This is a genomic window from Gaiella sp. (assembly GCF_039915195.1).
Classification (GTDB): domain Bacteria; phylum Actinomycetota; class Thermoleophilia; order Gaiellales; family Gaiellaceae; genus Gaiella.
Map to the genome: position 1 here is coordinate 1 of NZ_JBDSNT010000107.1, position 7,156 is coordinate 7,156.

The following is a 7,156-nucleotide window of genomic DNA, read 5'->3' on the forward strand; positions in this document are numbered from 1 at the left end:
GGGACGCGCCGCGCCTCCTCGCAAGACAGCGCAGATGACCGGACCACCGGTCCGGACAGGCCCGGGAGGCGAATCGTCGGTGCTAGGTTCCCGAGATGCCGGACCGGTCGCATCTCGTCGACGACATGCAGGCGTCAGCGCCACCCGTCGAGCTCGCGCTGTCCCGCGCCGGCGTCACCGGCGTGCAGAAGGCGATCCGGATCCGGCGCGGAGACGCCGAGACGGTGATGGCTGCCGACATCGAGTGCACGGTCGACCTCGCACGCGGCCAGAAAGGCGTCCACATGTCGCGCTTCCCCGAGGTCTTCGACGAGGCGATCGGCGATGCCGTACTCGGCGAGGCACGGATCATCGAGGAGATCGCAGAGGTGATCGCGCGGCACATCGTCGAGCGGCAGAACGCCCACCGAGCCGAGGTGCGCATCACTGCGCGGTGGCCGATGCGGCGAGTCACTCCCGTCACGGGCCTACCGACGCAGGAGATGGTCTCGCTGATCGGGATCGCCGCTGCGACGGCCGATGCTTCGAGGCGCGTCGTCGGCGTCGAAGCGACCGGCATCAACGCCTGCCCCTGCGCGCAAGGACTCGTCGCCGGCAGGGCGGCTGAGCGACTCACCGACGCAGGCTTCGGGGCCGAAGCGATAGAGCAGATCCTCGAGCTCGTACCGATCGCGACGCACAACCAACGCGGCAAGGGCACGCTTCTCGTCGGGACGACGAGCGAGATCGATGCCGAAACGCTCGTCGACCTGGTCGAACGCTCCATGAGCGCGCCCGTGTTCGAGCTGCTGAAGCGGCCCGACGAGCTGTTCGTCGTCGAGCACGCTCACCTGCAGCCTCGTTTCGTCGAGGACTCCGTGCGTGTCGCGCTGAAGAACCTTCTCGACGAGGTGCCGGGCCTCGCGAACGATGACTTCGTACTCTCACGCCAGGTGAACCTCGAGACGATCCATGCCCACGATGTCCTCGCCGAGCGGTGGGGCACCGTCGGTGAGCTTCGCAGCGAGATGCAGGGCACCGAAACCGCCCGGCAGACGACGCTCGCGGACTGGCTTACGGCGTAGCTGCGGGATCGGCGGCGCGCGAGAATCGGGACTCGGTGCCGTGCAGCAGGCGGCCGATGTTCTGTCGGTGGAGCAGGATCACCGCCAGGCCGGCCACCACGCCGAAGCCCACCGTCTGCCCGGGCTCGCCGAACACGACGCACAGGATCGGGAGCGCGCACGCGGTCACGATCGACGCGAGCGACGCGTACCGGAACAGAACGAACGTGGCGATCCAGACGACGAGACATAGGGCCGCCGGGATCGGGGCGAGGGCGAGAGCGACTCCGCCTCCGGTCGCAACCATCTTGCCCCCCTTCGTGAACCCGAGCCAGATCGGCCGCGCATGCCCTGCCATTGCTGCGGAGCCGGCGAGAACGCCCACCCACTCCCCACCGAACCTGAGGCCGACGTAGGCGGGAATGAAGCCCTTGAGAACATCGAGCAGCGCCACCGGCACCCCGAGCCACCGGCCGTACGAGCGCCACACGTTCGAGGCTCCGATGTTGCCGCTGCCCTGCTTGCGAATGTCCTCACCACGGAGCAGCCGGACGACGACGACACCGAACGGGATCGAGCCGACGAGGTACCCGCCGACGACGATCAGGAGATCCTGGAGCACTCCAGAAGGTTAGACGGTCGGGATGCCGTACGAGCCGATCCAGCCGTTGACGACACGCCAGTCGAGGTTCGCGAAGAACGCATCGATGTAGGCGCCTCGGTCGGTCTGGAAGTCCAGGAAGTACGCGTGCTCGTAGACGTCGAGCGCGATCAACGGTGTCGCGTTCCAGATCGGGAACGTGTTCTGCGCGTCGCCGATGTAGTTGAAGAGGCGGTGCTCGTCCCAGTCGTACGCCGTCCACGCCCACCCGCGACCCGCAATACCGGTCGCCTTGAGGTCATCGCGCCACGCCCCCACCGAACCGAAGTCGCGCTCGACCAGCTCCTTGACAGGCCCGGTCGGGTCGCCGCCCTCACCACCGAGGTGCGCGAAGTAGATCTCGTGATTCTTGATTCCGCCGATCGCAAAGCTGAGATCGACCTTGAGCGCGCGCAGTTCGGAGTAGACCTGATTGGCGCCGGAGCGGTCGAGCACCTCGAGCTTTGCGAGGATCTCGTTCCGCTTCGCGACGTAACCCTGATACAACCGGTGGTGAGCCTCGATCGAGGCTCGGGAGATGCCGTCGAGCTCGAGCAGGGCCGGCCTCAACTCGCGCGGCATGATGTCGGTGTACGTGGGCATCAGAAAAGACCTCCGGCTCGGCGAACGACGTCCCGCAGCATATCCTTGAAACGGAACCGAACGAAGGAGAAGGAATGGCGTACGAACTGCCCGAACTGCCCTACGCGCTCGACGCGCTCGAGCCACACATCGACGCAAAGACGATGGAGATCCATCACGGCAAGCATCACGCCGCGTACGTGACGAACCTCAATGCCGCACTCGACGGCACGGAGTGGATGGGTCGGCCGATCGAGGCGATCATCTCGAATCTCGAGATCCTGCCGGCCGACAAGCAGGCGGCCGTCCGTAACAACGGCGGTGGCCACGCCAATCATGCCCTGTTCTGGACGTCGCTCTCGGCAAACGGCGGCGGCGAACCGACCGGTGCCCTCGGTGAGGCAGTGCAGGCGACCTTCGGCGCGTTCGACGTGCTCAAGGCGCAGATGATCGATGCCGGCATCAAGCGCTTCGGCTCGGGCTGGTCGTGGCTCGTCTGGGACGGCACCGGTCTCGCCGTCATGTCGACCCCGAATCAGGACTCCCCGATCTCGGAGGGGAAGACCCCGCTCCTCGGGATCGACGTCTGGGAGCACGCGTACTACCTCAAGTACCAGAATCGTCGCCCCGAGTACCTCGAGGCGATCTGGAACGTGATCGACTGGGACGCCGTCGGCGCTCGGTTCGAAGCCGCGCAGTAGGACGAGCGCGGGTGCCAGGCGTTGCCTGGCACCCGCGCTTTCCCATTCGCCCGAGATGCTCCAATCCACACCGGTACGCACTGCGTAGGTCCCTGGAATGGCCACCGTTCTCTCGCCGCGCTTGCACGCTCGCGCCCGACCAGCGACGATCACAACCGTGAGCGCCTCCGAGGTCACTGATGGAACGCTCATCGAACAGATAGCCGCGGGCGAGCGCTCGGCATTCGAGGAGCTGTATCACCGCTACGCGCGATCGGTTCTCGGCCTCGCACTCCGTCGCATCGGTGATCGGGGCCGGGCCGAGGATTCCGTGCAGGACGTGTTCGCCGCGGTCTGGCGCTCGGCAGCGAGCTACGACCGCAAGCGCGGACCGGGCGGAGCGTGGCTCTACACGATCGCGCGCAACGCGATCGTCGATGCGCAGCGTCGCAAGCCGGCGCCAACGATGGCCGACCCGCCCGAGGTCGTCTCCACGGATCTCGCGCCCGACGAGGAGGCCGAGGCGTCGTGGAACTCCTGGCGCGTCCACCGGGCGCTCGAGACGCTGCCCGAGAACGAGCGATCGGTGATCGCCCTCGCGTACTTCTCCGGCCTCTCGCAGAGCGAGATCGCCGCATTCCTCCAGATCCCGCTGGGCACGGTCAAGACGCGTACGCGCAGCGGCCTCGCCCGACTCGCCGACACCCTCGAGGGAGAGCTATGAGCGCCACACCACCACGCTTCGACGATCTTGTCGCTGCTGACGATCCCGCCCGCGAGCGCCTGCTCGCGGCTCATGAGCTCCTGATCGCCGCAGGTCCTCAGCCGGAGCTACCGCCCGAGCTCGCCGTGGCCCCGGTACCACCCGGCGCCAGGGTTGTCCCGTTCGCACGGCGTCGCTTCACTGCGGTCGGCGCCGTCGCGATCGCCGCAACCGTGCTGCTTGCCATCGGCTACGTGGTCGGAGGGCGCAACGCACCCGGGGCACCGGTCCAGACGATCACGATGAAGGGCGCTAACGCCGCGGAGGCGACGATCGACGTGCTGGCCCAGGACGCGGCGGGCAACTGGCCGATGACGTTCAGCGTCTCGGGGCTGCCGGTGCTGCCGAAGGGGAGCACGTACACACTCTGGCTGACGAAGGACGGCAAGCTCGCCGAGTCGTGCGGGTCATTCGTCGTCGCAGGCGGAACGACCGAGGTGCCGCTGAACGCTCCCTATCGGTTGAAGACGTTCGACGGGTGGGTGGTCGTGAAGACAGGAACGACGCAGCCGCTCCTCACCGAGTCGGCCTGAGGACATCTTCCGGGCTGCGCGCTATCGTCGGGTGGTGACCGCGTCGAGCCCTGATCACGCCATCCGCACACAGTACGAGGACTTCGCACGCCTCGTCCTCTCGACCGGGAAGCCGAAGCACGACCGCACGGGGACGGGCACGGTGAGCGTCTTCGGCCACCAGATGCGGTTCGACCTCTCCGACGGGTTCCCGTTGATCACCACGAAGAAGGTGCACTTCCCGTCGATCGCCTACGAGCTCCTGTGGTTCCTGCGAGGCGACTCGAACGTGCGCTGGCTCCAGGAACACGGAGTCACGATCTGGGACGAGTGGGCCGCAGACGACGGTGACCTCGGGCCCGTTTACGGCGTCCAGTGGCGCAGTTGGCCGACACCCGAGGGTGGCCACGTCGACCAGATCTCCGAGGCGGTTCGCCTGCTTCGCGACGACCCCGATTCCCGCAGGATCATCGTCAGCGCCTGGAACGTCGCCGACCTGCAGAGGATGGCGCTCCAGCCCTGCCACGCGCTCTTCCAGTTCCACGTCGGCTCCTCGGACACACCGGCGTCGCGCGCGCGGCTCAGCTGCCAGATCTACCAGCGCAGCGCCGACGTCTTCCTCGGCGTCCCGTTCAACATCGCAAGCTACGCGCTCCTGACCCACATGCTCGCGCAGCAGTGCGACCTCGAACCGGGTGACCTCATCTGGACGGGCGGCGACTGCCACATCTACGACAACCATCGCGAGCAGATCGAGACCCAGCTTGCTCGAGATCCCTTCCCCTACCCGACCCTACGACTCGGCCGCCGCCCCGCGTCGATCTTCGACTACGCCTTCGAGGACTTCGAGGTGCTCGGGTACGAGCACCACCCGGCGATCCGGGCACCGGTGGCGGTGTGAGGATCACGCTCGTCGCCGCGATTGCCCGCGGCGGAGTGATCGGGAACGGAACCTCGATCCCCTGGCACATTCCAGAGGATCTCGCGTTCTTCCGCGACCTCACCATGGGGCACACGGTCGTGATGGGGAGGCGGACGTGGGACTCGCTTCCCGAGCGGTTCCGGCCGCTGCCGGGCCGTCGCAACATCGTCGTGACGCGTAACCCCACCTGGGGCGCGGACGGCGCCGAGAGCGCAGAGTCGCTCGACGCGGCGCTCCGCCTCGCCGAAGGTGCAGAGGACGTATTCGTGATCGGGGGGGCCGAGATCTTCGCCGCAGCACTGCCCACGGCCGACAGGCTCGTGGTGACGGAGATCGACCTAAGCGTCGTTGGGGAGGTGGTCTTCCCCGACTGGGATCGCGATCTGTTCGCCGAGACGACCCGCGAGCGCATCGTCGCCGCAGACGGAACTGCGCTCTCCTTCGTCAGGTACGAACGCAAGGTGGCATGAGCGGACTGCACGTCGGAACGTCGGGGTGGGGCTATCCGTCCTGGCAGCCGGGCTTCTATCCTGCAGGTCTTGACCGCGGCGCGTTTCTCACTTTTTACGCCGCACACCTCGACACCGTCGAGCTGAACGCGACGAAGTATCGGCTCCCCTCCGAGCAGCAGTTCCGGTCGTGGGCAGCGCAAGTGCCCGACGGCTTCCGGTTCGCGGTCAAAGCCCCGGACGGGATCGAAGGTCGGCTCGCGACGTTCGAAGAGCGCGTGCGCTGCCTCGGCGATCGGCTCGGCTGTGTCCGGGTCGTCGTCGAGCGGCCGAGGGACGACGGATTCCTGGAGCTCTTCCTCGGATCGGTGGATCCTACGATCCGCTACGCGCTCGACCTGCGCGACCCGAGCTGGGACGGCGTCGAACCACGACTCAGCGAGGCCCGGGTGGTACGCGTCGACGACCGAAGCGGTGCTGCCGGGTGGGCGTACCTCCGCTTCCGCGAGCTCGTCTATCCAGACCTCGAGCTCGGAGCGATCGCAACCGAGCTCGGCGAGCAGGCGAGAAGCGGCACGGACGTGCTCGCCTACTTCCGCCACGGCGACGCACCGGACGCGCCGCGAGCGGCCACGCTCGTCAGAGCGTTGGCGGGCTGACGGCCCAGGCGGTCGCCGAAACATCGACGACATCGCCGCCGCCATCGACGAGCAACTCCACGCCGCTCACGTAGGAGGCGTCGGAAGAGAGCAGGAAGGCGACGACGGATGCGATCTCCTCTGATTCGCCGGGGCGCCGAAGGGGGACGTGTGCATGTGTGAGCGCGTACGCGCCCTCGCGATCGGTGCCTCGCAGCTCCCCCAGACCATCCATGGAAGCGTCGCCCATCGGCGTCCGCACCCAGCCGGGGCAGACGGCATTGGCGCGCACGCCCAGCGGCCCGTAGTCGTTCGCGATCGCCTTGCACAGCATCGAAAGGCCCGCCTTCGAAGCGGCGTACGACGCGTCGTTCGGACTGGCACGAAGAGCGCTGTTGGAAGAGATGCCGACAAGAGCGCCGCGGCGCTCGACGAGCGATGGAAGGCAGGCCCGAGCGACCAGGAAGGCGCCGGTGAGGTTGATCCCGATCGTGCGCCCCCACCCCTCGGGCGTATCGTCTCCGGCCGCTGCCGAGTCGCCGACGCCAGCATTCAGGACGACGCCGTCGAGGCCTCCAAAGCTCGCACGGGCAGCATCGACGAGGGCCACGCCGTGATCCGGATCAGTGACGTCGCCCGGAACCACGACGACGTGCTCGATGTCCATCGCAACCTCATCGAGTGGCTCGGGGCGACGGCCCGAGAGCACGATGCCGTAGCCGTCCGCGCCGAGCCTCCGCGCGCAGGCCGCGCCGATGCCGGTTCCCGCGCCGGTGATGACGACGGCCTTCACGCTCGCCACACTACGAGATACAGCCGATCCGTGCCCCTCCTCGACGCGATCGGGATCGTCACCTCCGACACGGCGGCCCCTGCCACTTCTCGGGGCAGCGCAACGCGCGCGTACTGGATCCCGACGCCAACCAG

Annotated in this window: 10 protein-coding genes; 7 read left to right on the forward strand and 3 right to left on the reverse strand. The window is 67.6% G+C overall.

The genetic code is table 11. The features are described 5' to 3' along the window. Positions 1 to 95 precede the first annotated feature (95 nt). Positions 96 to 1,064: a GTP cyclohydrolase MptA gene (mptA, locus tag ABIR74_RS10665; RefSeq protein ID WP_348177895.1), complete on the forward strand. Its 969-nt coding sequence runs from the start codon at positions 96 to 98 to the stop codon at positions 1,062 to 1,064. Here mptA and plsY read toward each other — a convergent pair. Continuing rightward, positions 1,054 to 1,665 (reverse strand): glycerol-3-phosphate 1-O-acyltransferase PlsY, encoded by a 612-nt coding sequence (gene plsY, locus ABIR74_RS10670; RefSeq protein WP_348177897.1) that lies wholly within the window; start codon positions 1,663 to 1,665, stop codon positions 1,054 to 1,056. The two genes, mptA and plsY, sit on opposite strands and share 11 nt — an antisense overlap. A gap of 9 nt (positions 1,666 to 1,674) precedes the next feature. After that, a complete protein-coding gene (locus tag ABIR74_RS10675; protein ID WP_348177899.1) occupies positions 1,675 to 2,286 on the reverse strand; it encodes a Fe-Mn family superoxide dismutase in 612 nt (203 codons plus the stop codon). 74 nt (positions 2,287 to 2,360) lie between these two features. Here ABIR74_RS10675 and ABIR74_RS10680 point away from each other — a divergent pair, with 74 nt between their 5' ends. The 6 genes from ABIR74_RS10680 to ABIR74_RS10705 all read left to right on the forward strand — a co-directional run bounded on the left by ABIR74_RS10680 (position 2,361) and on the right by ABIR74_RS10705 (position 6,250). Further along, on the forward strand, positions 2,361 to 2,966 hold the full coding sequence (locus ABIR74_RS10680) for a superoxide dismutase (protein ID WP_348177901.1): 606 nt from the start codon (positions 2,361 to 2,363) through the stop codon (positions 2,964 to 2,966). Positions 2,967 to 3,123: 157 nt separating this feature from the next. Next, positions 3,124 to 3,669, forward strand: coding sequence for a sigma-70 family RNA polymerase sigma factor (locus ABIR74_RS10685; protein ID WP_348177903.1), 546 nt, complete (start codon positions 3,124 to 3,126; stop codon positions 3,667 to 3,669). After that, positions 3,666 to 4,241: an anti-sigma factor gene (locus ABIR74_RS10690; RefSeq protein ID WP_348177905.1), complete on the forward strand. Its 576-nt coding sequence runs from the start codon at positions 3,666 to 3,668 to the stop codon at positions 4,239 to 4,241. The genes ABIR74_RS10685 and ABIR74_RS10690 overlap by 4 nt, the downstream gene beginning before the upstream one ends. 34 nt (positions 4,242 to 4,275) lie before the next feature. Continuing rightward, positions 4,276 to 5,121: a thymidylate synthase gene (locus ABIR74_RS10695; protein WP_348177907.1), complete on the forward strand. Its 846-nt coding sequence runs from the start codon at positions 4,276 to 4,278 to the stop codon at positions 5,119 to 5,121. Beyond that, positions 5,118 to 5,612 carry a dihydrofolate reductase gene (locus ABIR74_RS10700; RefSeq protein ID WP_348177909.1) on the forward strand — a complete coding sequence of 165 codons (495 nt, stop codon included), beginning with the start codon at positions 5,118 to 5,120 and terminating at the stop codon, positions 5,610 to 5,612. Before ABIR74_RS10695 ends, ABIR74_RS10700 begins: the two co-directional genes overlap by 4 nt. Beyond that, positions 5,609 to 6,250: a DUF72 domain-containing protein gene (locus tag ABIR74_RS10705; RefSeq protein WP_348177911.1), complete on the forward strand. Its 642-nt coding sequence runs from the start codon at positions 5,609 to 5,611 to the stop codon at positions 6,248 to 6,250. Before ABIR74_RS10700 ends, ABIR74_RS10705 begins: the two co-directional genes overlap by 4 nt. Here the strand turns inward: ABIR74_RS10705 and ABIR74_RS10710 are convergent. After that, positions 6,231 to 7,022 carry an SDR family oxidoreductase gene (locus ABIR74_RS10710; RefSeq protein ID WP_348177913.1) on the reverse strand — a complete coding sequence of 264 codons (792 nt, stop codon included), beginning with the start codon at positions 7,020 to 7,022 and terminating at the stop codon, positions 6,231 to 6,233. The genes ABIR74_RS10705 and ABIR74_RS10710 overlap by 20 nt on opposite strands. Positions 7,023 to 7,156: the final 134 nt, after the last annotated feature.